This is a genomic window from Thermosporothrix hazakensis, from assembly GCF_003253565.1.
Lineage (GTDB): Bacteria > Chloroflexota > Ktedonobacteria > Ktedonobacterales > Ktedonobacteraceae > Thermosporothrix > Thermosporothrix hazakensis.
In genome coordinates, this window is the sequence record NZ_QKUF01000075.1 from 1 (window position 1) to 2,310 (window position 2,310).

Below are 2,310 nucleotides of genomic sequence, written 5' to 3' on the forward strand. Positions count from 1 at the left end.
TTTTGTGATCTTCTGACGCACTGAGCACCTCATGATCGGGCCACCAGGCCCGAAATTCAGGGCTGGCAATCATCAGATCTTGGATCAACTCTGTCAACCAGGGATCACCAGGATAGCGACCACACGTGGCACGCCATTGGGCGAAGAGCCGTCGCGCATGCCCTTCCCAATCGACAAGCAGTTGCCGATACATTGGTGAGGTGAACATTCGCCAGATAGAGGTGCGTTCGTGGGCGCTCATCTGCTCATAATCGCCAAAGACGACGCGGGCAGCTTCGTTCCAGGCCACCACATCCCATCGTCGTCCTATCACAAAGGCTGGGCTGAGACCTTGATGATCGAGGAAGAGCTGTAACGCCGGACTCACGGTTTCAGGCTCCATGGCTCTCGCTGGAGGAGGGTGTTGGCGCGCTCAGAAGAAGAGGGGCGCTCGCTCATCAGCATTCAAGCCTCAGGCCTGCACGAGACTTTCTCAGACCTGCGTCGAAACGCTGATTGGGCGTCCCTGCTCCAACCAGGGATACCAGTCCACACTGACGCCTGCCAAGTGGGCGACTTCTGCGCGTCTGAGTCCTGGGGCTCGCCCTCTGCTTCCTCGCGGCATGCCCACGTCTTCAGGAGCCAACCGAGCCCTCCTGGTGCGCAGAACATCTCCCAGTTCTTGCACGCGCTGGGTCTCTTGCTCTCGTCCCATCATTCCTCTCTCTCTTGTATCCGCCTTCTTGCGGAACCATAGGAGTCTCACTCCTAGGATCAACACTCATCTTGTTCTGGGATCACTCGTCGTATACACTTCCGATGTGTCGAAAACAACGTTTCCTGCAAGGATGGTGTATCGAGGCGTATTGGCGCAAGGAACGCGTGTCGTCGGGTCCTGGCTTCATTGCTGCTCGTCCCGGCGCATGCGCCGTTTGAACACACGACCAGTCATAGGGTATCGCTTGACGTGATGCGTGTGGCCACACAACCGAAGCCGTACCCCTACGTTTCTTGATGGAGGATTTTCCTATGAGAGTTTTCGTTACTGGCGCCACTGGTTATATCGGCTCTGCCGTCGTCCGTGAGCTTTTCGCTGCCGGGCACCAGGTCCTCGGTCTCGCTCGCTCAAACGCAAGTGCTGCGTCGCTTGCCGCTATCGGTGCAGATGTGCACCGCGGGGCGCTTGATGATCTGGACAGTCTACGAAGCGGAGCCGCGGCATCCGACGGCGTCATCCACCTCGCATATATGCACGACTTCTCCGACTACGTGGCTGCCGGGCAAAGTGATCTGCGGGCCGTCGAGACCATCGGAGCTGCACTGCAGGGCTCTGACAAGCCGTTCGTGATCACCTCGGGAACTTTGATGCTCACCTTCTTTCTCCCACAGGGGCAGCTCGGGACGGAGAAGGACCTGGCCGACGCCGGGTCAACCGCACCCCGTATCGCATCGGAGAACGCAGCCATCGCGTTGGCCAAGCGCGGCGTGCGCACCTCAATCGTCCGACTTGCACCGACGGTCCATGGCGAGGGCGACCGCGGTTTTGTCCCAGCCCTCATCCGCCTTGCTCGTACCAAAGGCGTATCGGCGTACCCAGGCGACGGCTCGAATCGTTGGCCCGCTGTGCACCGGCTTGATGCCGCACATCTGTTCCGATTAGCCCTAGAGAAGGCCCCTGCTGGATCAGTGCTGCACGCAGTTGCCGACGAAGGAATACCAGTACGCGCCATCGCCAACGTCATTGGTCGCCGCCTCAATGTTCCGGTCGTCTCCCTGCCTCTCGAGGAGGCCAGCGCACACTTCGGCTTCCTCGGGCACTTCTTTTCACAAGACAACCCGACCTCGAGCATCCTGACCCAACAATGGGTAGGGTGGCATCCTCTACAACCTGCTCTCCTGGCTGATCTCGACGGCGATTACTACTTCACCAACGAGGCATGGTCAACATTGCGTTGACCGTTTCACACCAGAAATTGCTCGAGAAACGCATTGTTCTTTTTCAGATCCGTGCTGCCGGGCCACGCAAAACCCCGGCTTCCTCTTCCCGCTTCCCCCCTCCCCCCCTGCTCCTGTCACTTTTTTCTCGCACGAGATCCTCTCCCTATGGCTCAACCTGCATATCGGTCGGCGTCCTCCCCCTCCAAACCCAGGTCAAAGCAGAGATGCAAGGGGGCAGACGCAAGGAAGCGAATACGCTCGGACGCTTCGAGCCGCGTTTCACAACAGCGATCACCCTCAATACCCCCTGCCACCGCAACAGCATTGGTCGTAGAAGGATGACCCTCTCCCAAAGCGTTTCACTCCTCAACAACCTCACTGCGCCCTTGCCAC

The 2,310-nt window shown here is 59.0% G+C and carries 4 protein-coding genes; 1 reads left to right on the plus strand and 3 read right to left on the minus strand.

The genetic code is table 11. From position 1 onward, the window contains the following. Together EI42_RS34180 and EI42_RS34185 are read right to left on the minus strand one after the other, a co-directional pair. Positions 1–382: MmyB family transcriptional regulator (locus EI42_RS34180; protein ID WP_487248053.1), on the minus strand; the 382-nt coding region annotated here is incomplete at its 3' end. Between the two features lie 90 nt (positions 383–472). After that, positions 473–697, minus strand: coding sequence for a helix-turn-helix domain-containing protein (locus tag EI42_RS34185; protein WP_246046284.1), 225 nt, complete (start codon positions 695–697; stop codon positions 473–475). A 311-nt stretch (positions 698–1,008) separates the two neighbouring features. On the opposite strand from EI42_RS34185, the gene EI42_RS31670 reads away from it, so the two are divergent. Then, positions 1,009–1,935 carry an SDR family oxidoreductase gene (locus EI42_RS31670; RefSeq protein ID WP_111326958.1) on the plus strand — a complete coding sequence of 309 codons (927 nt, stop codon included), beginning with the start codon at positions 1,009–1,011 and terminating at the stop codon, positions 1,933–1,935. A gap of 152 nt (positions 1,936–2,087) precedes the next feature. On the opposite strand, the gene EI42_RS31675 is transcribed toward EI42_RS31670, so the two are convergent. Further along, entirely contained in the window at positions 2,088–2,270 is a 183-nt protein-coding gene (locus EI42_RS31675) for a hypothetical protein (RefSeq protein ID WP_111326960.1), read from the minus strand. Positions 2,271–2,310: the final 40 nt, after the last annotated feature.